Below are 23,861 nucleotides of genomic sequence, written 5' to 3'. Positions count from 1 at the left end.
TTCTAGTCATTAACAGCAATAGCTTAGCGTGAGCTGATATTTTGTGCAAAAAAGCCATAAAAAGAAAAAAAGCTGCGTGATCAGCGAACCAATCACAACAGCTTTTAACAACCAGAATAAGGTAGATTAGAGCGCTTGTTCAAGCTCTGGTAGTACGTCAAATAAATCTGCGACTAAGCCATAATCTGCTACTTGGAAAATCGGCGCGTCGGGGTCTTTATTGATTGCAACTATCACTTTTGAATCTTTCATGCCCGCTAAATGCTGAATTGCACCACTAATACCAACGGCAATATATAAGTTAGGGGCAACAATTTTACCTGTTTGGCCTACTTGCATATCGTTTGGTACAAAGCCCGCATCCACCGCGGCGCGTGATGCACCAATTGCAGCGCCAAGTTTATCGGCAATGCCATGCAATAATGAGAAATTCTCACCGTTTTGCATACCACGGCCACCTGAGATCACCACTTGTGCAGCGGTTAATTCTGGGCGCTCAGATTCAGTTTGCTCAACACTAACAAAACTGCTTAATTCACTGCTAAATACCGCATCAATCGTGACACATTCAGCCGGTGCTTGCGTACCTTGCAGATCAAAGCTACTTGCACGTACAGTGATGACTTTTTTACTATCAAGTGATTTTACAGTTGCGATGGCATTACCAGCATAAATAGGTCGTTTAAAGGTATCGGCATCAACCACATCAATAATTTCTGAAATTTGTGCAACATCAAGTAAAGCAGCCACTCGCGGCATAAAGTTTTTACCGGTTGTGGTCGCACTGGCAACAATATGAGAGTAGTCAGCAGCCAGTGATACCACTAAATCTGCAATGTTCTCAGCCAATTGCTGGGCATATTCACTGTTATCTGCGATAAGTACACTATTCACACCTTCGATACTGGCAATCTGTTCACTCATCGGTGCAACACTTTCACCAGCGACGAGCACATTCACAGGAAAACCAAGCTTTAGCGCCGCATTAATCGTTTTTGATGTTTCAGGCTTTAAAACGCCATTATCATGATCAGCAATAACTAATGTTTTCATTTAAATCACCTTCGCTTGAGTTTTTAACAAATCAACTAACTGCGCTACGTCGTCAACAATAATACCGCCACTGCGTTTAGCAGGCTCATTCACTGCAACAAGTTGGATGCGTGGTGTTAAATCAACACCTAGACTGTCTGCTGCAATCACCTCAAGCGGTTTACGCTTTGCTTTCATAATATTAGGTAATGACGCATAGCGTGGTTCATTCAAACGTAAATCAGTTGTCACAACGGCTGGCAGTTTTAACGCCACCGTTTGTAAGCCGCCATCTACTTCACGCGTCACATTTACAGTACCATTGCTAACATCTACTTTTGAAGCAAATGTACCTTGCCCACGGCCTGTCAATGCAGCCAGCATTTGCCCGGTTTGGTTGTTGTCAGAATCGATTGACTGCTTACCTAAAATCACCAGCTCAGGACTTTCTTGCTCAACAATTTTTGCAAGCAGTTTAGCAACGTGAAGTGATTCTAGCTTTTCGTCCGTTTCAATATGAATAGCTTTATCTGCGCCGAGTGCCAGCGCAGTACGTAATTGTTCTTGCGATGCTTTAGTGCCAATGGATACAGCAACGACTTCGGTTGCAGTGCCCGCTTCTTTTAGACGAATAGCTTCTTCAATGGCTATTTCGCAAAAAGGGTTGAGTGCCATTTTTACATTGGTTAGATCAACGTCGCTGTTATCTGCCTTAACGCGTGCTTTTACGTTGTAGTCGATGACTCTTTTTATTGGAACGAGAACTTTCATAGGAACTCCATAATTATTTAAACCTACAAGCTAACGTGTACGTCAACCTATTTATTTTATGAATTCAGACTACTTCCTGTTGACGTAAACGTCAACCTAAAATAACCTTAAACTATTCACAGCCTGTAACGTTTCATTTGCAAGTATGAAATGGCCTTAGTCAAAGGTACGGCTCCGTCACACACAAGAGGTTATTATGGTCGAACGCGAAACCATGGAATTTGATGTCGTCATCGTAGGTGCAGGCCCTGCAGGGCTCTCTACTGCGATCCGATTAGCGCAGCAAGCTCAACAACAAGATCAAGAATGCATGATCTGCGTGGTTGAAAAAGGCTCTGAAGTTGGCGCTCATATTTTATCTGGCGCAGTATTTGAAACCACTGCACTTGATGAGTTACTGCCTAATTGGCAAGAATTAGGGGCGCCCGTTACAACTAAAGTAACTAATGATGAAATTTATTGGTTTAATAACAAAAATAAAGCGACGGCAATCCCTCATTTTGCAACCCCGAAAACATTTCATAATGACGGCAATTATATTGTGTCGATGGGTAACGTGTGCCGTTGGCTGGCAGAGCAAGCTGAAAACCTTGGGGTTGAAATTTTTCCTGGCTTTAGCGCGCACTCGCTCATTATTGAAGATGACACCGTCAAAGGCATAGTCACCGGCGACATGGGCCTTGATACCGACGGCAATGAAAAAGACGGCTTTATGCCAGGTATGGAGCTTCGAGCTAAATACACCGTTTTTGCTGAAGGTTGCCGTGGTCATTTAGGAAAGCAATTAATCAACCAGTTTGCCCTTGATAAAGATGTATCAGTTCAACACTATGGTTTAGGTTTTAAAGAAATTTGGCAAATTGATCCTGCAAAACACAAACAAGGCACCGTAGTGCATGGCACGGGTTGGCCATTAACTGGCGATACTAACGGTGGCTCCTTTATGTACCACAGCGAGAATAATCAAGTTGTGGTTGGCTTAATTGTTGATCTTAATTACAGTAATCCACATTTGAGCCCGTTTGATGAGTTTCAACAAATGAAACATCACCCTATCTTTAAAGACGTACTTGAAGGTGGCGAACGGATTGCTTATGGCGCTCGGGCAATCACTAAAGGTGGCTTACATTCATTACCAAAAATGCACTTCCCGGGTGGTTTGCTGGTAGGTTGTGATGCGGGCACACTAAACTTTGCCAAAATAAAAGGTAATCATACAGCGATGAAATCAGGCATGGTTGCTGCTGAGGTTATTTTTACTGCGCTTGCAAACGAGCAACAACACACTGACTTGGTTGAGTACAGTGATGCATTTGCACAATCATGGGCGTATAAAGAACTACACCAATCGCGCAATTTTGGCCCCGTGATGCATAAGCTCGGTAAGTTTTTGGGCGGCGCTTACAATACACTAGATCAAAATTTATTCTCCGGTGCTTTACCGTTTACCTTTAAAGATAACACTCCTGACTATGCAACCTTAGTGGATAAAAACCAAGCACCACGACTTAGTTATCCTAAAGCTGATGGCCAATTAAGCTTTGATAAGTTGTCATCGGTGTTTTTATCTAATACTAATCATGAAGAATCACAACCGTGTCATTTAAAACTTAAGGATCCGGCTATCCCGATTGCCGTCAATTTAGTTAAGTTTGATGAACCAGCCCAGCGCTACTGCCCCGCAGGCGTGTATGAAATTCAGCAAATTGCAGGCAAAGATGAGTTTGTGATCAACTCGCAAAACTGTGTGCACTGTAAAACCTGCGATATTAAAGATCCAAGCCAAAATATTACTTGGCTGACACCAGAAGGCGCTGGTGGACCTAATTACCCGAATATGTAATTACTTTTAATTTTAAACAAATCCTAAATTGCAGGGGGCTTCGGCCCCTTTTTTGCGCTATGCTCAATAATAACTGTTTCATAACTATGAGTAAGTTTATGCCGTCGTCGAGTGTTATATTTCGTTTTTTAGCTGAGCCCACTGATGTTAACTTTGGTGGTAAAGTCCATGGGGGCGTGGTCATGAAATGGATTGACCAAGCAGGTTATGCCTGTGCAGCGGGTTGGAGTGGTCGTTACTGTGTCACCGTCTCTGTTGCGGGTGTTAAGTTCAGGCGCCCTATTCTCGTTGGTCAAATTGTTGAGGTTGAAGCAAAAATTGCTCATACCGGAAAAACCAGTATGCAAATTTTTATTCAAGTACGCTGTGGCGACCCAAAAACCGGTAACCTCGTTGAAACCAATCACTGCGTAATAAGCTTTATTGCCATGGATGAAACTGGTTACCCCGTTGCCGTGCCTGCATACACAGCCGTCAGCGATGAAGATAAGAAAATCGAAAACTATGCAATTAAAATGAAAGAAATTGCTATTGAAACCGAAACACTCTTGCATAAATCAGAACCATAACCCCATAACTTTGCTCGCTGCGTAAAATCTACATAGCAGTGAGAAATCATTTCTCTGACGAAACTGAATGGGTGCTTAGATAACACCCATTTGTATGAATTTCCTCCTAAAAACAGCACTTTATGCGTGTTATTTCAACAAAAACCGGCTGGCACGGACAATGCTATATATAAAATGAAATGAACTAAACCAACGCTAAATTGCGTTATTTTTATTTTGTAAAGGAGCTATTAAATGATTAAAGCAATTTCACTTTCTGCAATTTCACTGGCATTACTTGGTTTCAACAATGTAGCCCAAGCAGACACCACGAACATGGATTACCCACGTGTGTACACAGGTATTGGTTACGGCCAATATTCATTTCAGTTTGAAGACTCTGAAAACGACATCGATTTCGACGATGATTCACAAATGCTCAAAGGCTATGTCGGTACGCAATTTAATAAGTACCTGAGCTTAGAGCTTGCCTATCAAAACTTTGATGAAGTAAGCGATATCGACAGTTACGCCGAAGTTGATGGCGTATCATTAGCCGCTCGTTTAGCTGCCCCTATTACAGAAAGCTTTTCTGTATATGCTAAAGGTGGTTGGCTAGAGTGGGATGCTGAAGTTACCAGCGATCTTCCTGCTATTGGCGAGATCTCCGCTGATCAAAGTGGTGGCGACGTTTTCTACGGTGCCGGTATCGAATACGCATTTACCACAAATATGCAAGTGCGTTTAGAGTATGAACGCTACGAACTAGAAGATGACTTTGACCCAGAAATGGATGTAGCCTCTGTATCATTCCAGTATATGTTCTAGATACTGTTCACACTCATATCACAAGTTATTTGACCGTAAAGGCAGCTTCAAGCTGCCTTTTTTGTTGTTAGCGGTTAGAATGACATATCTTTCACTGTAATTGAGTCCCATGAGCGATTATCAACTGACGGCCATCGGCCATATACACTCTCCTTATAAACAAAAATTTGCCATCCCCCGTCAACCGCGCTTAGTGCCACAGGCCAAAGCTAAATTGGTATTCACAGCAGATTTTAACCGTGAAGAGTTTGTGCGTGGGTTAGACGAATTCAGCCATATATGGCTACTTTTTCGTTTTCATGAAACCGCAGACAAAGGCTATTCAGCAATGGTGAGGCCACCACGACTTGGTGGTAACGAGCGCAAAGGCGTATTTGCTACTCGCGCGACTTTTAGACCAAATGCAATCGGTATGAGTGCTGTCAAACTAGAGGGCATTGAATATAAAAATGGTCAGTTAAGTTTATTATTGGCTGGCATAGATTTACTCGACGGCACACCAATTTTAGACATTAAACCTTACTTGCCATATTCAGATGCGATGATTGAAGCTACAGCAGGTTTTGCCGATACTCGCCCAGAAACCGATATGACCGTTGAATTTAGCCAAGCAAGCTTGGATTTTATTGCAAAACAGCACAGCTATCCCGAGCTGCAAGACTTTATCAGTAATGTATTAAAACAAGATCCGCGCCCAGCTTACAAAAAGCAGTATGATGGCGAACAAAGTTATGGCATGACATTGTATGATTTTAATATTCGTTGGCAGGTAAATGACAGCCATAACTACGTCAGCAGTATAGAAAAAAACTAGAAAAATACACTTAGCGCTTTAGTGTAAAAGCAACCGCTGCTAAACTTAGCGCTTATTGAAATAATAACTTTATAACTATCGGAAATAACCATGCGTACCAGTCAATATATACTCGCAACACTGAAAGAAACACCGTCTGATGCTGAAATCGTTTCACATCAATTAATGCTACGAGCGGGTATGATCCGTCGTGTAGCGTCAGGTCTTTATACTTGGTTGCCCTCTGGTTTACGCGTGTTACGAAAAGTAGAAAACATCGTTCGCGAAGAAATGGATAAAACAGGTGCAATTGAAATGCTGATGCCTGTCATTCAACCAGCTGACTTATGGGAAGAATCAGGTCGTTGGGAGCAATTTGGTCCTGAATTAATGCGCTTTACCGATCGTCACAATCGCGAATTTGCACTTGGTCCAACCCATGAAGAAGTGATCACCGACTTTGTGCGTAAAGAGGTCAGCTCTTATAAACAGCTACCACTGACATTATACCAAGTACAAACTAAAGTACGCGATGAACGCCGCCCTCGTTTTGGTGTAATGCGTGCCCGCGAATTTACCATGAAAGATGCCTACTCATTCCACCTGACTGATGAATGTTTAGACGCTACCTATCAAGCAATGCATAAAGCATACTGCAATATTTTTGAGCGTTTAAACTTGGATTACCGCCCAGTTATAGCTGATACAGGTTCAATTGGTGGTAGCGTATCGCATGAGTTCCATGTTCTAGCAGAATCAGGTGAAGATGCCATTGCCTTTAGCGATGGTAGCGATTACGCAGCCAATATTGAAAAAGCTGAAGCATTAGCGCCTAGCGAAGAGCGCCCTGCTGCAACAAAAGAATTAAAAGCATTCCCAACGCCTGACGCTAAAACCATCGAAGAGCTTAAAAAGCATTATGGTGTAAAACCTCATCGCGGCGTAAAAACCCTGATTGTTTACGGCACGCCAGACGAAAATGGCAAACGTGGTCTAGTTGCGTTAATTATACGCGGCGATCACGAACTGAACGAGTTAAAAGCTGAGAAACACCCATTAGTTGACTCACCACTTGAAATGGCCAGCGAAGCAGACATCGTTGCCGCTATTGGTGCAAAACCTGGTTCATTAGGTCCTGTTGGTTTAACTATGCCAATTATTGTTGATAGAACGGCTAACGTGATGGCCGACTTTGTAGCAGGCGCAAACAAAGATAACGAACACTACAGTGGTATTAACTGGGATCGTGACGTAACAGACTATGAAGTTGCCGATTTACGTAACATTGTTGAAGGTGATCCAAGCCCATGTGGCCAAGGTCACTTACAAATTAAACGTGGTATTGAAGTGGGCCATATATTCCAACTCGGTACTAAGTACTCAGAAGCGATGAAAGCCGGTGTGTTGAGTGAATCAGGCAAAAACCAAATTATGACCATGGGTTGTTATGGTATTGGTGTATCACGCATTGTCGCTGCTGCTATTGAGCAGAATAATGATCAATACGGAATTATTTGGCCACAACCAATCGCACCATTCGATATTGCCATTGTGCCTATGAATATGCATAAATCGCATCGTATTCCTGATATCGCAAACAGCCTTTATGATGGTTTGAAAGCGGCAGGTTTAGACGTGTTATTTGACGACCGTAAAGAGCGCCCAGGTGTGATGTTTAACGACATGGAACTACTTGGTGTGCCATTTACCTTAGTGATTGGCGAGCGCAACCTTGACGAAAACAAAGTTGAGCTTAAAAACCGTCGTACCGGTGAAAAGCTAATGATTGATATCGATACAGCAGTTGCAGCTATAAAAGCGGCTATCAACGCTTAATAATGACAGCAATAGCTTAATAAAAGACCGCTTAAATGCGGTTTCAGATTGACGATAAACCCTGCTTTTTTTGCGGGGTTTATTATTTTTGAGCAGCCGAAGGCTGCGATCGCGATATTTTTCTGTTGTTATTATTATTCTTTGCGTTTTAGTGCTGATGTGAATTTTCTTGAATTTACCGCCGTATGACGGGGTCTTAGAGGGATTTTGAGATTTATTACGCTCATATTGAGCTAGGCCGCCTTCATTAACGCCATTTTCTTCATATTCTGACAGGCTGCTGCCAATAAGCATTGCGCACTGACATTCTTTATTCCTCTGTATCTACAATAACGGTGCCCGTGATGTTGTTTTGCATCCGCGAAACTTCTTTCGACTGTTTCACCTCGTCGTTTGTATCGTTTTTTACCCCATTCGCTCAGCCGTATTTCATTTGCTGCCTCTACACTTGCTTGCCACACATGCCGTGTAATTACTTTGATATGGTTTTTACTGTTTGTGCATCGCGACCGCACTGGACAGTCTTTACATGTCTGCGGGGTTGAGTGGTATTGCCGATATCCTAGTCGGTTTGTGGTGTTATAAATCAGTATTTCGCCTTGTGGGCATGTGTATGTATCGGTGTCTACGTCGTAGCTGTATTCTCGCTTTGCGAAATAGCCTTTCTTTTTGTTTGGCCGTCGATAACCCAAGACACCAATGAGTTGTCGTTCTTCTAAATTATGGCACACTGCGGCTGTAAAGTACCCTGCATCTAACCCAACCGCGATGGGGTTGAGTTCAAACGTATCAAGTACGCGGTCTAAGCGTTGTATGATGGGTTGACTGTCATGCACATTACCTGCTGTGGCATGTGTATCAACGATAATTCCGTGTTTGCCATCCACAACCCTATGGTCTAAATAGAAAAATCCTTTTGGCTTTTCATCACGCACCATAAACCCACTGTCTGGGTCAGTTCGGCTTACTTTGGTTGGTTTTGTACAAGGCTCCTTTTCCTCATACTTCAGGCGCTTTTTTCCTTCGGCTTTCCTGTCTTTTATCACGGCTTCATTAAGCTGCTCAACATACACTGAGGGGCTGACTTTTAAGTCTTCAATGTCATAACGGCGTTTATTGGCATTGGCTTTTAAATGGGTGCTGTCTGCAAATAAACTATGCCCACCAATGAGCCCTTGCTTCATCGCTTGACGAACTATATTGTCGAAAATCGATTGATAAATACCGCTGTCTTTAAAGCGTTTTACACGGTTTTGGCTCAGTGTCGAATGATGGATAACGTCATCGGTGAGCCCTAAACCTAAGAACCAGCGGTATGCAACATTCACTTGCACTTCTTTAATAAGGCGGCGCTCACTTTGAATACCAAACAAGTAACCTAAGAATAGGTATTTAAAAAAGCGGACAGGGTCTACGGCTGGTCGGCCATTATTTTTGCAATATAAGTGGGCGACTTCATCACGTATGAATTCAAAGTCGATAGCTAAGTCTACGAGTCGTACTAAGTGGTCTTGTGGAACAAGTTGGTCAATTGCGACCATTTCTAATTCATGTTGTTGCGGGGTTTTATCTCTAAGCATAATGAACTCTCCAAATTCACTCTGCTTATTAGATCAAAGGGCTCGATCTGTGTCTAGCCCTTTTTCAACAATCTGAGACCGCTTAAATGCGGTTTTTTATTTTATAACACTCAATACCAAGAGCCTTATAGAGTAAACGGTAAAATTACAGCGTTTATCTCTCCTGCGCTACTAAGTTTTACAATCACACGATAGTGTTTGGTACTATCATCAAATTGCGCATACTCTAGCACTAGCTGCTGAGTATAATTTCGCCCGTCTTGCTGCCAATTAACGGTTAAATCCTCACCACTGTACCATTTTGACGGAAAACCAGTACCGCAACTATTTTGTGGCTCAATGAGGCTACATGAAACCTGATTACCTGTTGGGCCAACTTTCAGTTGCACATTTGTCATCGCTGATGTGCCGACATTTTCAAACTCTAAACCATTCACTTGTAATTTAACGGGGGTAACAAGCTGACAACCAAGTCCTGTTGTAGCTGCCAATAATGTTAAGCCGATATTTTTTATCATGGTCATTGTCTAGTCCATTTATTCATTGTCATAGATGTTTAGTCAAACAGTCGTATAAACGTCATTTAAGTTGCTTAACTTTGTTGTTATTACACCGTGAGTAAATACCTATGAACGATACCGAAAAAAGCGATAAAAAGCACTATCCCGCCGTTTGGATCTCCGATGTACATTTAGGCTATAAAGATTGTAGAGCTGATTACCTGCTCGATTTTTTAAATAGTATTGAATGTGAAACCCTCTATTTAGTTGGCGATATTGTTGATTTGTGGTCAATGAAGCGAAACTTCTTTTGGCACCCCAGTCACTATCAAGTATTAGCCTGCATTCAAGCTATGGCCGAGCAAGGAACGCGCGTAATTTATATTCCCGGCAATCATGATGAAACATTTAGGCAATACGTCAATAACAGCTTATTTGGTATTGAAGTTCATCAGCAGTTTATTCACACCACCAAAGCCAATAAACGCTTTCTACTCGTTCATGGTGATGATTTTGATTCCGCCACGCGGTATAACAAATTAATTAGTATTGCAGGTGATGCGGGTTATGACTTGTTGTTATTTTTAAATCGTTGGACTAACCGCATACGCCGTTTATATGGTGGTAACTATTGGTCACTAGCATCATGGATCAAAGCGCGTGTTCACAAAGCCCGAGAAGCCATAGAAGCATTTGAAAATGCCGCAATCCATGAAGCCAAAAAACAAGGTGTTGATGGGATAATCTGCGGCCATATCCACCATCCACAATTAAAAGTTGTTGATGGCATTGTTTATTGTAATGATGGTGATTGGATAGAAAATTGCACTGCGTTAGTTGAGCAAGAAAATGGCCGAATTGAGTTACTGCATTGGTCAGAAACTCAAAAAGTAATTAACTCCGCAGATATCGCCTCGATCGATAAGCTAACAACTGCCGCAACGGCGAAAGCAAAAACAGCAGCTTAACATAAGCTTCACGGCTGTGGGCTAGAAAACTCCAGCCGTGTTAGTTATTTACAATAGCGCTCAAATACTTAATTTTGTATTTAATTTAAAAATATTAATACCAATCGTGTTAAGTTACTGACCATTTATAGCGACAGGTAAATACAGTGATAACAAGGCAGAAATTTTGACATGTAGTTGTTCTGCATGAAAAATTTATAAAGCAGTTAGCGCTTTATTTAGCCCGCTAGAATGGTTAACTATTTAAGTTGATTGGTATAAGGCGTCTGAGCCTAAAAACAAAAAGCCCCAGACAATGCTGAGGCTTTTACATTTAATGCAGGTAACGCTAAATTACTTTTTACGCTGTGCGTCTTTTTGTGCTTTTTTGGCTTCTTTACGTTTTTGTAAAACAGCTTGCGCTTCGTTGCCAATATGGCCTTCACCACGAGCTTGCGCTAATTCAATTTGCTTTTGACGTTCAGCAAATCGTGCTCTTTGCTCGTCGGTCACATCATCAATACAGTGATGGCACGAAACGCCTTCCATGTATTCAGCTTTTAACTTTTCGTCTTCAGTGATTGGCATACGACAGGCATGGCACTGATCATATGAGCCTTTTTGTAAGTCGTGATCGACCGCAACGCGGTTATCAAATACAAAGCACTCACCTTCCCACATGGTTTCTTCTTTTGGCACTTCTTCTAAGTATTTTAAAATGCCGCCTTCAAGATGATATACATCCTCAAAACCTTGCTCTTTCATATAAGCTGTTGATTTTTCACAGCGGATCCCGCCAGTACAAAACATGGCTACTTTTTTATGCTTGCTTGGATCAAGGTTTTCTTTCGCCCATTGTGGAAACTCGCGGAACGTTTTAGTATTTGGATCTATCGCGTTTTGAAAAGTACCGATTTCAATTTCATAATCGTTACGAGTATCAACTAAAATAACCTCAGGATCAGAAATAAGCGCATTCCAATCTTTTGGTTTTACATAGCTGCCAACCACTTTTAACGGGTCAACGCCTTCAACACCCATAGTCACGATTTCTTTTTTTAATTTTACTTTAGTGCGGTAAAACGGGCATTCATCATCGTATGATTCTTTAGAGACGATATTGTCTAAGTTTGGTTGCTTATCAAGCCACGCTAATAAGTTGTCAATGCCTTCACGTTTAGCTGCAACAGTGCCATTGATGCCTTCAGCGGCGATCAGCAAAGTACCACGTACTTCATTGGCTTCCATTACATCAAGCAGTGGTTGGCGCAGCGCTTCAAACTCAGGTAAAGCGACAAATTTATACAAAGCACACACAACAAAGTGTGCACTGGTGACATTATCTTTATGAATGGCTGTCATGGGTTTTCCTATTTTGCTTTTTCAAAACCGAATCGTAAATCCGGCGCATTGGGGCGCGTATTTTACGCTTTTTCAAATTAAATGCAAAAAAAGCCGCGATTCATTGGTTTTTACTGTTAGCGCAACACCCTACTACGCTATAATAGGTGCATTATTTTTGGCAAATTGCCAACGACTTGCTCAATTTGGAGAAACACACTTTGCACTTTACTGATCTTGGGATTGATACTCGCCTTGAAACACAGCTTGCGCATCAAGGCATCACTCAGCCCACTGATATTCAAGCTCATGCTGTGCCTACAGCGCTTGCTGGCCACGATATTTTCGCTCAGTCTAAAACGGGCTCAGGTAAAACGTTAGCGTTTTTATTACCCGCTGTTCAACGAGTGATGAAACAAAAGGCCCTCAGTAAACGTGACCCACGTGTATTAATTGTTGCTCCAACGCGAGAACTCGCGACCCAAGTTTTTACCCAACTTAGGTTGCTTATCGCCGGTACCAATATTAAAGCCGTTAAAATTCTTGGCGGTGAAAACTTTAATGATCAAATTAAAGCACTGCGTAATGACCCACATTTTGTTATTGCCACACCAGGGCGATTAGCCGATCACTTAACCCAGCGCTCGTTGCAATTAAGTGGCTTAGAGCTGTTAATTTTTGATGAAGCTGACCGTATTTTAGATTTAGGTTTTACCGAACAGCTGAAAATGATCAACGAATTGGCCGATCACCGCTTACGCCAGACTCTGTTATTTTCAGCAACGCTGGATCATGCACAAGTTGATGCGCTATCTCGCAATTTATTAAAAAAGCCTAAGCAAATTATGCTCAGCGCCGCGAACGAGCAGCATTCAGATATCAAGCAAAGCTTATATTTAGCAGATCACTTAGATCATAAAGAAGCCTTGCTTGAACACTTTGTAAAACAGGATAATGTTGGTCAATGTATTATTTTTACGGCCACACGCGCTGATACCACACGTTTAAGTGAATTATTGCTCAGTAAAGGTTTAAAAGCTCAAGCGCTAGCAGGTGATTTAACGCAAAGTAAACGCCTTGATATCATGGACGCCTTTAGCCGCGAAAACTTTAAAATTTTAATCACCACTGATGTTGCATCTCGTGGCCTTGATTTATTAAGCGTCACCCATGTAATTAATTTTGATTTACCAAAGCATGCCGAGGAATACGTACACCGCATCGGTCGTACCGGTCGCGCAGGCTTTAAAGGAACGGCTATTTCTTTAGTAGGCCCTAAAGATTGGCCAAGCTATAAAGCGATTAAATCCTTTTTAAATGATGAGCTTGAATTTCATACAGTGGCAGGTTTAACAGGCAAATTTAAAGGGTTGCGAGAAGCAAAACCAGACGTAGTAAAAGCAACTGCGCACAAAGCCAAACCTAAAGCTAAATCAGTTACTAAACGTAAAGTGAAACCAAAGCAGCCTCAAGCACCAATAAAAGCGCCGTTAAACATTGATGGTGATGCGCCGATGCGCCGCCGTAAAAAGCCAGAACAGGAATAAAAATGAGTTACCTCGGAACTACCCAAACCTTATTTGTAAACGAAGTAAGTAACGAAGGCGCGTACCTCGACGGCCATGAGCTAGGCGAAGTTTTTCTACCTAGTCATGAAATTAAACATGAACTTGAAGCGGGCGACAGTGTTAGTGTGTTTATCTTTTTAGATAACGCTAATCTCGCCACTGCGACAACGAAAAAGCCGTTAGCTCAAGTGGGTGAATACGCCCTACTACGTGTTAAAGAAATAAACAGCATTGGTGCTTTCTTAGATTGGGGGCTTGAAAAAGACGTGCTTGCCCCATTCAACGAACAAAAACCAAGAATGCAGGAAGGTTATTCTTACCTAGTGCGTTTATATTTAGATAATGCCAGCGGCCGTATTTGTGCATCTAATAACTTTAATCGTTTTCTGAATAAAACAGAGCCTGAGTATGCACCACTGCAAGAAGTGCAACTTATTGTGGCAGGAAAAACAGACATTGGTTACAAGGTTATTATTGAAGAAGCTCACTTTGGGGTGATCTTCTATAACATGGTATTTAAAAACATGTTTGTAGGCCAACGTTTAACAGGTTATGTTCAAAAAGTACGTGAAGACGGTAAGATTGACGTTATCCTAGAAAAACCAGGCATGGCTAAAGTAAGCGAGCTTGGCGAAAAGATCATGGATAAGTTAAAACAAGAAGGTGGCGTGCTCGCCATTGGCGATAAATCCGATCCTGAGCTTATTAAAAAGGTGTTCTCTACCAGCAAAGCAAACTACAAAAAAGCCATTGGCGGTTTGTTTAAGCAAGGGTTAATTGATATTGAAGCTAAGTCTATTAGGCTTAAGTAAGCGGTCAGCGGTCAGCGGTCAGCGGTCAGCGGTCAGCGGTCAATTTAAAATGATATAGAAAAGAGTAAAGTGAAAGCTTTGCTCTTTTTTGTTTTATAAGCACCAATGACAGCAATGAGCGCGAAGCAGACACTAAAAAGTTAAATTTATTCCTACTTCTTTGTAGTAGAAGCCTAATTTTGTCCAATAACATTATTAACCGCCGTTTTGGTGAAAAATAACAAGATCAATTCCTAGCTATTTTAATTATTTGTTTACAATGGTAATTTTTGGTGAAATTATCAGGGTATGTAATATACGCCGCTTTGGTGTGTTATAAACCACCAAAATGGTGTTCAATAAGATTGTTAGGGCTCTATGAGAAATTTCGGAATCTACGTTATTGTCTTACTTTTGCCGTGCTTGGCTCATGGAGATGACGGCTACGAGGTGATTTTCAGTTATATTGTGAGTGAAACATCTTGTAGCAATGTTGCTAAGTTTCAGGGTCTTTTTGAGTTATCTATCTCCAGAGAATATTCAGGAGTTGCTCAGCAACAATATCTAGCTGAAGTAAACGAGAAAAGCCTTATAAATTGTCCAAAAGAGTTTGTCGTTGCGCTAATGGATTTGAATGTTGTAGATAAAGAAGCGGTATTAGATCATCTAGGAATTGTTCATCCTCCATGGGAAATTGCACAAGCTCTTAAACCGCTTCTCGAAGATGAAGAGGTTTCGGGGTATATTGAAAATGAGTTATCTGGGTTCTTTAAAATACCAGCGCCCTAACAAACGCATTAAAAACGACGCCAAACACTCCAGTTGCTTTGTGTTTCCGCTTCGCTCCAACATAACACAAAGCAACTTCCGTATTCGGCTCGTTTTATGCGGGCGTTATACCTAAAGGAAACTATCTAGTATGGATGTCATATTCAAAATAATCTCAAATGATCCTGAATTTTTCCTTTGGGCTTTTGGAGTTATTAATGTTTTGTGGGGAGTATTTCTATACTTCAATAAAAAACGACACCAACGTGAACTTATTAATTTAAAACAATCCCTTGATTTAGATTTAGAGCGCCGTAAAAAAGTTTTTGAAATGAAAACAGCTCAGTATGAAGACTATTTTAAAAATATGGACGCAATGCATAACCGCCACCAAAACGATTATCAAGAAATAGTTCTTCCCATAATTAATGAATTTAACGCTGCTTATCAAAGAGCTTGTGATAAAAACGATTCACAAGCTGCCACTGAAGCAACTATTATTTTTCAAGAAAAAATTGGAAAACTAACTTACGATGGTTTCGAAGAAGTTCAAGTTATTCGTTCACAAACCAACACCCTCCGTTTGACTGCAAGTGATGAAGTTGCGCAATACCTTGATGAGCTACAAGAGTTATACGACCAACTATTTCAGACATCTTCAAAAATGGTTTCTGATTTAATTAAAGTTACAATTGAAGGCGATCAAGCCTTAGCTATAGAAAATCAAAACAGGTTAAATGAGCTAAGTGAAATAACAAAAGATAAATCTTTAAAGTTAAGAGAACAAATGCGGTGTGATCTGAAAGCAATTTAGGTATAATCGGGTAGCCGGAGGTCTCTAACCTCCAGCCCCCACACCACCCATCATGCGCTTTTTATTAGCAGGTAGTGCAATGGGCGGTTCACCTCCCGTAATGAATATTGATCCAAATATCTCTCAGTGACACTAAACCTTTTGACGCTAAATAGTCATTGCCTAGCGCTATGTTTATAGTACCTGTATTACTCTTAAGCGCAGCGCCTCTTAACCTCTTTGTGAATAATTTACTAAAAGAGAAGGGAATGAGAAGTAAATGAGGAAACTTAGCGCTTAGTATCGGCATAGTTAAACAACCAATAAATTAAGTTTGTATACCCAGAAACAAAAAGAGCAAAGTAAATACTTCGCTCTTTGTTCTTAGTATTAGTATTAGTTAAAATAACGCTTGTTTATTTTATCGAGTCATTAATTTCTTTAAGTGTTGCAACAGGATCAATCGCTTGTGTAATTGGTCGCCCAATAACTAAATAATCGCTGCCATCATCAATGGCTTGCTTTGGTGTCATAATACGTTTTTGGTCACCCGCGTCGCTGCCTGCTGGGCGAATACCTGGGGTCACTAGTTTAAACTCTGCGCCAAGTTCTGCTTTTAATTTTTTCGCTTCTTGCGCTGAGCACACTACCCCGTCAAGGCCTGATTCTTTTGCAAGTTTTGCTAAATAAATAACCTGCTCTTCTGGGGTTTTATCAACCCCTAAACGAGTAAGCTCTGCAGCATCCATGCTGGTTAAAACAGTAACCGCAATTAACAGTGGCGCTTTATCACCAAATTGCTCAAGCGCTTGTTTGGCTTTAGTCATCATTTCGACACCGCCACTGGCGTGAACATTAACCATCCAAACACCCATTTTGGCCGCTGCAGTAACCGCTTTTGCTACTGTGTTTGGAATGTCATGAAATTTAAGATCTAAGAATACGTCAAAGCCTAAATCAATCAGCTGTTTGACAAACGTAGGTCCAAAATAAGTGAACATTTCTTTTCCGACTTTTAATCGGCAAGTGTCAGGGGAAAGTTGTTTAACAAAATTTAATGCTGTTTGCTGATCATCATAATCAAGGGCGATAAGAACTTTTTTAGATTGTTCGAGAGACATAACTTTCCTAAAACGAATTGAAATTATAAGTAAAATTAAAAACCGTCTAAGCCACGGCTTGGGACTATGGTTTCCCAATGTTTACACGACGGGCAAACCCAATAAATGGTGTGGCTAGTAAAACCGCAGTGTTGGCACTGAAAATCTGGCTTTGTTGCAATATAAGAGGTTACCAATTTATCTATTTGATCTAACACTTCTTTAATATCATTATTTTGTTTTGCTAATAGCTGTAATAAAAAGCTAAAACCACGAATAGTCGGCTGACGTTTTAAACTGTCGGTTAAAAACTTAATTGCTTGCTCGGTATGACCTTGTTCAAGTAATGCTTTACAGTGTTTTATTTTTATTAGTACACCGCCTTTATCAAGCAATTGCAGCAGTAATTCATGAAATTGGTGAGTTAAGTTTAATTGCTCGTAACTATGCGCTAAGTCATCAATAAACAAGGGCGCAAAAAAAGTGAAATTACAGATCAGCTCTCGCCAGTAGTAAATCGCTTTTACGTAATCTTCTTTTGCAAATGCAGACTTACCTAATTCGTATAATGGGCGAATCGCTTTTTGATTGAGGCTTATTGCTTTGCGCATTATTTGTGGGTCATTTTCGATTAAGGCAGCTTCACAATAAAAGTTAGCGATGGCCTTAAAGTGTTGCGGTTTAGAAAATAAATCGCTGTGTGCTTCAAACATATTGATACCTTTTTCCCATTCACGCGTTTGTGAATATAGATTAAGGATCGGCTCTAACGCATCACTGTGATTTGCTTTAACTAACCAAACAAGGTGTTCTTCTGCGCCATCAAGTAGCCCGGCCATAATATAGTCTTCAGCAAGTTCAAGGCGGCTAGTCGCAGCTTGCTGTTCGTTAAGGCTTGGGTGTTTAAGGAGTAACTCGTGGATTTTTATTGCGCGATCTAATTCGCCGCGGCGGCGAAACATTGTAGCCAGTGTTGAATAATGCTCAACAGAATCTGCTGCAACTTCAAGCAAATTGATGAGATGTTCAAGACCTTGGTCTTCTTCTCTATCAAGTAAAAACTTTAAGCCTTTACTGTATTCAGAGGTGATCTGACGATTAAGTTGATGAGCTTGGTTTTTAGCACTGTTTTTACCCATGATCCAGCCATAACCAGCCGCAACAGGTAAAAGTAAAAACAAAAGCTCAATCATAGTTAGGTGTCTTTATTAGCAACAAGCTTATTATTGTCTTTTTCAGGCGCTAACTTTTTTTTCAAACGATAGTTTTGCCACTTCAATTGCGAAAACAATTTAAAGCTAATAAAACAACCAATTGCGACACCTAAAGCAAAGCAGATACTTATTATCATTGCGAGGGGTAAAGTATTGCTGGCAATAATATAATTGATTTGCACTAACTGCGGATTTTGCGAACCAAGCACAAATGCAAAAATTAAGCATATTGCTACCAGGATAATTTTTAATACCCTAAACAAGTAACTACTCCAACTAAGTAACTAGGCAATACTCGCGTTTACGCGATCTCGTAATTCTTTGCCTGGTTTAAAATGTGGTACGTGCTTACCTTCAAGCTCAACAGTGTCGCCCGTCTTAGGGTTACGACCAGTGCGCGGTGAACGAAAGTGTAATGAGAAACTACCAAAGCCACGGATCTCGATGCGATCTGAGCTTGATAATGAGCCGGCCATTTGTTCAAGAATTTCTTTAACAGCATTTTCAACATCTTTCACAGGGACATGTGCATGTTGCTCGGCTAATTGTTCTATCAATTCTGACTTAGTCATAACGTTTCCTTAAAAAGAGATAAAGGAAGGGCAACACTGCCCTTCCAATTAAGACTGATTAATTAGTCTTTTTGTGCATTTGCGAATGCAGCTGCCATTGCGTTTTCGAACACTGGCTCTTCTTTCTTAAGCTTTTCTAGTACTTCTTTCTCTTCTGCTTCGAAAAGAGCTTTAACTGAAAGGCTTAAAGTGCGGTTCTTACGATCAACACCAACATATTTCACTTCAATCTCGTCGCCTACAGAAACAACAGTAGTTGCATCTTCAACGCGCTCTTGAGCGATATCAGCTACACGGATGTAACCTTCAACGCCTTCGATAAGTTCAACAGTTGCGCCTTTCGCATCAACTTCAGTCACTTTACCTTTAACAATAGCACCTTTTTTGTTTGCATCAAGGTAGTTATTGAATGGGTCAGCTTCGATTTGCTTAACACCTAGAGAGATACGTTCACGCTCTGGGTCAACTTGCAATACGATAGCAGTGATTTCGTCGCCTTTCTTGAATTCACGTACAGCGTCTTCGCCAGGTGTATTCCAAGAAATGTCTGAAAGGTGTACAAGACCGTCAATACCACCGTCAAGGCCGATAAAGATACCGAAGTCAGTGATTGATTTGATCTTACCAGTAACTTGGTCGCCTTTGTTTTGAAGACGAGCAAATTCTTGCCAAGGATTAGCAATACATTGCTTAAGACCAAGAGAAATACGACGACGTTCTTCGTCGATTTCAAGAACCATAACTTCAACAGTGTCACCTAGTGAAACAACTTTTGAAGGGTGGATGTTCTTGTTAGTCCAATCCATTTCAGAAACGTGTACTAGACCTTCAACGCCTTCTTCGATTTCTACGAAGCAACCGTAATCAGTAAGGTTAGTTACACGGCCAGAAAGTTTAGAACCTTCTGGGTAACGACCAGCGATAGCTGCCCATGGATCTTCGCCAAGCTGTTTAAGGCCTAGAGATACACGAGTTTTATCTTTGTCGAATTTAAGAACTTTAACTGCGATTTCGTCGCCAACATTAACGATTTCTGAAGGGTGCTTAACACGCTTCCACGCCATGTCAGTGATGTGTAGTAAACCATCAACACCACCAAGATCAACGAATGCACCGTAGTCAGTAAGGTTCTTAACGATACCTTTAACTTCTTGACCTTCAACAAGGTTAGCAAGAAGTTCTTCACGCTCTTGTGAGTTCTCTGATTCGATAACTGCACGACGTGAAACAACAACGTTGTTACGTTTTTGATCAAGCTTGATTACTTTAAACTCAAGCTCTTTGCCTTCAAGGTGAGTTGTGTCACGTACTGGACGAACATCAACAAGTGAACCAGGTAGGAAAGCACGGATTGAATCAACTTCAACTGTGAAACCGCCTTTAACTTTACCGTTGATAACACCAGTAACAGTCTCTTGCTCTTCACATGCTTTCTCAAGACGGATCCACGCTTCGTGACGCTTCGCTTTCTCACGAGAAAGGATAGTTTCACCGAAACCGTCTTCGATTGCATCTAGTGCAACATCTACTTCGTCGCCAACAGCAACTTCTAGCTCACCAGCAGCATTTTTGAACTGCTCTGCAGGGATAGCACTTTCTGATTTAAGACCAGCATCTACAAGTACAATGTTGTTCTCGATTGAGATTACTGTACCTTTAACGATAGAGCCTTGCTCTGCTTCAAAACCCTTTAAGCTTTCTTCAAATAACTGCGCAAAATTTTCTGACATACGAATATACGTCTCATATATTAATACCAATAAGCAACCATGCTGCATGGGGTTGTTAAAATAGCACTGGCATCCTGCTGGTGCGAAAAATGTGTTTATCGTCGCTTAGGAAGCTTACCATTGATAATCGCAGCGTCTACTAAAGTCATAACTTTATCAAACACTTGCTGGGCATTGAGCTCACTAGTATCGAGTTCAATGGCATCATCAGCTGGCACAAGCGGCGCAACGGCACGATTCATATCGCGGTCATCACGAGCTTGAATATCTTCTAATAGACCACTTAGTGTAACATCAAGACCGCGTTCATTCAACTCAACAAATCGCCTACGCGCACGCTCTTGCGCGCTGGCGGTCAAATAAATTTTTAATGGTGCATCTGGGAATACCACAGTGCCCATATCACGGCCATCAGCAATTAAACCATTTTCTGTTCGAAATGCACGCTGACGACGTAATAATGCTTCTCTTACCCGTGGTAAAGCAGCAACTTTTGACGCTGCGGCTCCTACATTTTCATTACGAATTGTGGTTGATACATCTTCACCTTCTAGAATCACTTTTCCAGTATTAGTGTGACTATCAACTAAAAACTGCACATCTAAGTTAGCAGCTAAAGGCACTAAGGCCTCTTCGTTGTCGAGTGCAATTTGGTGATGAAGTGCTGCTAGTGCTAATACGCGATAAATCGCGCCACTATCCAGTACATCCCACCCTAATTTATCGGCTAACAAGCGACAAACAGTTCCTTTACCTGAACCACTTGGGCCATCAACGGTGATCACGGGCATTAATAACGCCTGCATTTAAACCTCCTGCAATGCACACCAAAATTAAACTGCGACATTATACGTTACTTATTTCAATAGATCCGCTTTTTGTATGTAACTTTTTATATTTCAATGCCTGTTGCTTATTGACTGACCGATGCTAGCACATTGAAAAACGTCGGAAATGTTTTATATGTACATTTTGGATCGTTAATGGTAATAGGCTTACCACCGACTGCAACCATGGCAAAACACATAGCGATACGGTGATCATCATAGGTATCAATTGCCACGTCATTAAAGTGCTTAGGCGGTGTAATTTCGATGAAATCTTCACCTTCAACAACCTCAGCCCCCACTTTACGCAGTTCTGTAGCCATCGCATGTAAGCGATCGGTTTCTTTTACGCGCCAATTATAAATATTGCGAATAGCGGTTGGACCATCAGCAAATAACGCCACTGTTGCAAGTGTCATGGCCGCATCTGGAATTGCATTAGCATCGATATCAACACCTTTCAATTGGCCTTTGCGCACAACTAGACGCTCGTCATACCAATCAATCTTAGCGCCCACCTGCTCCATCACTTTGGCAAACCCGATATCGCCTTGCACTGATTTTGCACCAACGCCTTTAATTTCAATTTCACCACCTGCTATTGCAGCTGCCGCAACAAAATAAGACGCCGATGACGCGTCTCCTTCAACCATAATACGCTCAACAGCTTGATATTGCTGCGCGCCTTTCACGGTAAAAGTTTTATAGTCATCGTGTGTAACCGAAATGCCAAAGCGCGCCATGACATCTAGCGTGATATCAATATAAGGTTTTGAAACTAAAGTGCCTTTAATGGTGATATTGGTATCGCCATTAAATAACGGGGCTGCCATTAATAATGCAGTTAAAAATTGGCTCGAGATACTGCCATCAATTTCAACGTAGCCGCCGTTTATTTGCCCGCCTACAATCTTAAGTGGCGGATAATCTTTATTCTTTAAATAACGAACGTCACCACCGATCGCTTGTAGAGCATCAACTAAATGACCAATTGGGCGCTCTTCCATACGCGGTTCGCCAATTAACTCATATTCACCTTTAACAGCGGCAAGTACAGCGGTAAGTGGACGATATGCAGTACCCGCATTACCTAAAAACAAAGGTTCAGATGGAGTTAAAAACTGCCCGCCTACCCCCTGTACTGTGGCTACGGTTTTATCGTCATTTAGGCTGACTTGTACACCTAATTGTTTAAGTGCACCTAGCATATGACGAATGTCATCGCTATCGAGTAGGTTTTCTACAACTGTAGTGCCTTTAGCTAAGGCTGCCAATAATAAGATACGGTTTGAAAGACTCTTTGAACCAGGTAGCGTTACACTGCCGTTTACTTTATTAATTGGCTCTAAACGAAGTTGTTCCATTAGCTGTTCTCCTTGGCAAACTGTGCCATAAAGTCAACTAACGCTTGTACGCCTTCAAGTGGCATGGCGTTGTAAATACTTGCACGCATACCACCAACAATACGGTGGCCTTCAAGGGCCAATAAGCCTGCTTCTTTCGCTTGAGCTAAAAACGCTGCATTTAAGCTTTCATCGTTTAACCAAAATGGAACATTCATACGTGAACGACAATGCTTTGCCACTTTATTATTGTAAAATGGCGACTCGTCTATAAAGCCATAAAGTAACTCAGCTTTAGCAATATTTTGCTGCTCCATGGCTTTTACACCGCCATTTTGCTCAAGCCATTCAAATACTTCTGCCGCTAAGTACCAAGCAAACGTAGGTGGCGTGTTGTACATGCTGCCTTGTTTTACTTCCAGTGCATAATCGAATATACCTGGTTTTGCCACCCCTTCACGCTCAAGCAAAGTTTTACGAATGATCACAATGGCAAGGCCTGATGGGCCAATATTTTTTTGCGCACCAGCGTAAATTAAATCAAACTGGTCAACATCAAATTCACGAGACAAAATGGTAGATGACATATCTGCAACGATCGGTGCAGTTGGGTGACTAGGTACATCAAATACCTCTATGCCGTCTATGGTTTCATTTGGACAATAATGGATGTATGACGGATCAGCAGGAAACTGCCATTCGCTTACTGGCTTGATAGAAAATTGCTCGCTAGTGTCATTACGTACATCAAGCTCAGTAACTGCGGTAAATTTAACTGCTTCGTCAACAGCCCCTTTAGACCAAACACCGTTCTCACAATACACGGCGGTTTTATTATCGACATGTAAATTTAGCGGTACTGCAGCAAACTGACCGCGGCCACCACCGTGCATAAATAACACTTCAAATTCATCACTAATATTCATGAGTCGGCGAAGGCTTGCTTCACATTTTTCTGTAAGAGCCAAAAACTCTTTACTGCGGTGACTAATTTCCATCACCGAGACACCTAAATCTTGCCAATCACGAAATTCTTTTTGTGCCTTCTCCATAACAGCTGGAGGCAACATAGCAGGACCCGCACAAAAATTATATTTATTCATTACCTTTCCTCATTCCAGTAATTACTTTAGTTT

General features: G+C 41.3%; 23 protein-coding genes. 10 read left to right on the top strand and 13 right to left on the bottom strand.

Annotated elements, in window-relative coordinates:
* Positions 1 to 126 precede the first annotated feature (126 nt).
* Together KAN5_RS05540 and KAN5_RS05535 are read right to left on the bottom strand one after the other, a co-directional pair.
* A complete protein-coding gene (locus KAN5_RS05540) occupies positions 127 to 1,053 on the bottom strand; it encodes an FAD-binding protein (RefSeq protein ID WP_016707200.1) in 927 nt (308 codons plus the stop codon).
* A complete protein-coding gene (locus tag KAN5_RS05535; protein ID WP_244390672.1) occupies positions 1,054 to 1,803 on the bottom strand; it encodes an electron transfer flavoprotein subunit beta/FixA family protein in 750 nt (249 codons plus the stop codon).
* 196 nt (positions 1,804 to 1,999) lie between these two features.
* On the opposite strand from KAN5_RS05535, the gene KAN5_RS05530 reads away from it, so the two are divergent.
* The 5 genes from KAN5_RS05530 to KAN5_RS05510 all read left to right on the top strand — a co-directional run bounded on the left by KAN5_RS05530 (position 2,000) and on the right by KAN5_RS05510 (position 7,651).
* Entirely contained in the window at positions 2,000 to 3,646 is a 1,647-nt protein-coding gene (locus tag KAN5_RS05530; RefSeq protein ID WP_244390671.1) for an electron transfer flavoprotein-ubiquinone oxidoreductase, read from the top strand.
* A gap of 98 nt (positions 3,647 to 3,744) precedes the next feature.
* Positions 3,745 to 4,215 (top strand): acyl-CoA thioesterase, encoded by a 471-nt coding sequence (locus KAN5_RS05525; protein ID WP_029216019.1) that lies wholly within the window; start codon positions 3,745 to 3,747, stop codon positions 4,213 to 4,215.
* Between the two features lie 234 nt (positions 4,216 to 4,449).
* Positions 4,450 to 5,022, top strand: a complete 573-nt coding sequence (locus KAN5_RS05520; protein ID WP_016707204.1) for an outer membrane beta-barrel protein — start codon at positions 4,450 to 4,452, stop codon at positions 5,020 to 5,022.
* A gap of 109 nt (positions 5,023 to 5,131) precedes the next feature.
* Positions 5,132 to 5,836 (top strand): tRNA (N6-threonylcarbamoyladenosine(37)-N6)-methyltransferase TrmO, encoded by a 705-nt coding sequence (gene tsaA, locus KAN5_RS05515; RefSeq protein WP_016707205.1) that lies wholly within the window; start codon positions 5,132 to 5,134, stop codon positions 5,834 to 5,836.
* A 90-nt stretch (positions 5,837 to 5,926) separates the two neighbouring features.
* Complete coding sequence (locus tag KAN5_RS05510; protein ID WP_244390670.1) at positions 5,927 to 7,651, top strand: proline--tRNA ligase; 1,725 nt, start codon at positions 5,927 to 5,929, stop codon at positions 7,649 to 7,651.
* A 233-nt stretch (positions 7,652 to 7,884) separates the two neighbouring features.
* On the opposite strand, the gene KAN5_RS05505 is transcribed toward KAN5_RS05510, so the two are convergent.
* On the bottom strand, positions 7,885 to 9,231 hold the full coding sequence (locus KAN5_RS05505; protein WP_244389844.1) for an IS1182 family transposase: 1,347 nt from the start codon (positions 9,229 to 9,231) through the stop codon (positions 7,885 to 7,887).
* Positions 9,232 to 9,356: 125 nt separating this feature from the next.
* Positions 9,357 to 9,755 carry a DUF3304 domain-containing protein gene (locus KAN5_RS05500; RefSeq protein ID WP_244390669.1) on the bottom strand — a complete coding sequence of 133 codons (399 nt, stop codon included), beginning with the start codon at positions 9,753 to 9,755 and terminating at the stop codon, positions 9,357 to 9,359.
* A 104-nt stretch (positions 9,756 to 9,859) separates the two neighbouring features.
* Here KAN5_RS05500 and KAN5_RS05495 point away from each other — a divergent pair, with 104 nt between their 5' ends.
* A complete protein-coding gene (locus tag KAN5_RS05495) occupies positions 9,860 to 10,699 on the top strand; it encodes a UDP-2,3-diacylglucosamine diphosphatase (RefSeq protein WP_138555274.1) in 840 nt (279 codons plus the stop codon).
* Positions 10,700 to 11,032: 333 nt separating this feature from the next.
* On the opposite strand, the gene KAN5_RS05490 is transcribed toward KAN5_RS05495, so the two are convergent.
* On the bottom strand, positions 11,033 to 12,040 hold the full coding sequence (locus tag KAN5_RS05490) for a rhodanese-related sulfurtransferase (protein WP_016707209.1): 1,008 nt from the start codon (positions 12,038 to 12,040) through the stop codon (positions 11,033 to 11,035).
* A 200-nt stretch (positions 12,041 to 12,240) separates the two neighbouring features.
* On the opposite strand from KAN5_RS05490, the gene KAN5_RS05485 reads away from it, so the two are divergent.
* The 4 genes from KAN5_RS05485 to KAN5_RS05470 all read left to right on the top strand — a co-directional run bounded on the left by KAN5_RS05485 (position 12,241) and on the right by KAN5_RS05470 (position 15,960).
* Positions 12,241 to 13,566, top strand: coding sequence for a DEAD/DEAH box helicase (locus KAN5_RS05485; protein WP_244390668.1), 1,326 nt, complete (start codon positions 12,241 to 12,243; stop codon positions 13,564 to 13,566).
* A 2-nt stretch (positions 13,567 to 13,568) separates the two neighbouring features.
* A complete protein-coding gene (locus KAN5_RS05480) occupies positions 13,569 to 14,399 on the top strand; it encodes a S1-like domain-containing RNA-binding protein (protein WP_138554308.1) in 831 nt (276 codons plus the stop codon).
* Between the two features lie 357 nt (positions 14,400 to 14,756).
* Entirely contained in the window at positions 14,757 to 15,167 is a 411-nt protein-coding gene (locus KAN5_RS05475; RefSeq protein ID WP_244390667.1) for a hypothetical protein, read from the top strand.
* Between the two features lie 130 nt (positions 15,168 to 15,297).
* Positions 15,298 to 15,960, top strand: a complete 663-nt coding sequence (locus KAN5_RS05470; protein ID WP_244390666.1) for a hypothetical protein — start codon at positions 15,298 to 15,300, stop codon at positions 15,958 to 15,960.
* Positions 15,961 to 16,355: 395 nt separating this feature from the next.
* Here the strand turns inward: KAN5_RS05470 and pyrF are convergent, their stop codons facing one another.
* The 8 genes from pyrF to serC all read right to left on the bottom strand — a co-directional run bounded on the left by pyrF (position 16,356) and on the right by serC (position 23,828).
* On the bottom strand, positions 16,356 to 17,060 hold the full coding sequence (pyrF, locus tag KAN5_RS05465) for an orotidine-5'-phosphate decarboxylase (RefSeq protein ID WP_244390665.1): 705 nt from the start codon (positions 17,058 to 17,060) through the stop codon (positions 16,356 to 16,358).
* Between the two features lie 35 nt (positions 17,061 to 17,095).
* On the bottom strand, positions 17,096 to 18,232 hold the full coding sequence (lapB, locus tag KAN5_RS05460) for a lipopolysaccharide assembly protein LapB (RefSeq protein ID WP_064666289.1): 1,137 nt from the start codon (positions 18,230 to 18,232) through the stop codon (positions 17,096 to 17,098).
* A gap of 2 nt (positions 18,233 to 18,234) precedes the next feature.
* Positions 18,235 to 18,516 carry a LapA family protein gene (locus tag KAN5_RS05455; protein WP_016707217.1) on the bottom strand — a complete coding sequence of 94 codons (282 nt, stop codon included), beginning with the start codon at positions 18,514 to 18,516 and terminating at the stop codon, positions 18,235 to 18,237.
* Between the two features lie 21 nt (positions 18,517 to 18,537).
* A complete protein-coding gene (gene ihfB / locus KAN5_RS05450) occupies positions 18,538 to 18,825 on the bottom strand; it encodes an integration host factor subunit beta (RefSeq protein WP_016707218.1) in 288 nt (95 codons plus the stop codon).
* A gap of 62 nt (positions 18,826 to 18,887) precedes the next feature.
* Positions 18,888 to 20,555 carry a 30S ribosomal protein S1 gene (rpsA, locus tag KAN5_RS05445; protein WP_029216020.1) on the bottom strand — a complete coding sequence of 556 codons (1,668 nt, stop codon included), beginning with the start codon at positions 20,553 to 20,555 and terminating at the stop codon, positions 18,888 to 18,890.
* A gap of 95 nt (positions 20,556 to 20,650) precedes the next feature.
* Positions 20,651 to 21,361 (bottom strand): (d)CMP kinase, encoded by a 711-nt coding sequence (gene cmk, locus KAN5_RS05440; protein ID WP_016707220.1) that lies wholly within the window; start codon positions 21,359 to 21,361, stop codon positions 20,651 to 20,653.
* Between the two features lie 107 nt (positions 21,362 to 21,468).
* Positions 21,469 to 22,746, bottom strand: a complete 1,278-nt coding sequence (gene aroA, locus KAN5_RS05435; RefSeq protein WP_244390664.1) for a 3-phosphoshikimate 1-carboxyvinyltransferase — start codon at positions 22,744 to 22,746, stop codon at positions 21,469 to 21,471.
* Positions 22,746 to 23,828: a 3-phosphoserine/phosphohydroxythreonine transaminase gene (serC, locus tag KAN5_RS05430; protein ID WP_244390663.1), complete on the bottom strand. Its 1,083-nt coding sequence runs from the start codon at positions 23,826 to 23,828 to the stop codon at positions 22,746 to 22,748. Before serC ends, aroA begins: the two co-directional genes overlap by 1 nt.
* Between the last annotated feature and the right edge of the window lie 33 nt (positions 23,829 to 23,861).

The sequence above is a fragment of the Pseudoalteromonas sp. KAN5 genome (assembly GCF_022846535.1).
In the GTDB taxonomy this organism is placed as follows: domain Bacteria; phylum Pseudomonadota; class Gammaproteobacteria; order Enterobacterales; family Alteromonadaceae; genus Pseudoalteromonas; species Pseudoalteromonas haloplanktis.
The sequence above is the reverse complement of the archived record's forward strand: the minus strand, read 5'-3'. Positions and strand labels throughout refer to the sequence as shown.